Annotated in this window: 1 protein-coding gene; it reads right to left on the bottom strand. The window is 40.7% G+C overall.

Annotated features, from left to right (window positions below):
* A partial coding sequence (locus AC4AGG_RS16780) for a thrombospondin type 3 repeat-containing protein (protein WP_489773167.1) occupies positions 1 to 521 on the bottom strand: 521 nt, incomplete at both ends.

The raw sequence follows: 521 nt of genomic DNA, 5'->3' as shown, positions 1-521 counted from the left end.
TAGATTTACTTATCCCTGTCGTACAGTTACCATATTCTACAGTATCCAAAATCCCATCATTGTCATCATCCAGATCACAAGCATCTCCAACGGTATCTCCATCGGAATCAACAAACAAAGAACTTGCGGAATTACATGGATTACATTCTGCGGCTTTTACTGCTGTATTTTGTGCACTTCCAATAGCTTGCCCTGTTCCTGCAATAGTTGGGACTCCCAATGTAGCAGCTGTGCTTCCTACCGTATTGCCTAAATTTAAAACAACAGGTAGGTTGTAGGTACCACTCGTAGCTCCTGTATTTCCTCCAGGCATAGATGAAGTTACTAAATTGCTATTTGCAAGACCAGCACCTCCTTCCAAAGCATCAGGACAACCATCGTTATCACTATCTAAATCTTGATAATCAGGAAGTCCGTCGTTATCGGTATCACAAGCATAATCGACTATTGGTGATACAATAGCGTTAAGACCTGTACCGCCAGAATTGTTTTGGAATAACTGAAAGCTAACAGATTTAATA

The sequence above is a fragment of the Chryseobacterium sp. CG10_8 genome (assembly GCF_058117085.1).
Note: the sequence above shows the minus strand (reverse complement) of the source record. Positions and strands in the feature narration are given on the sequence as shown.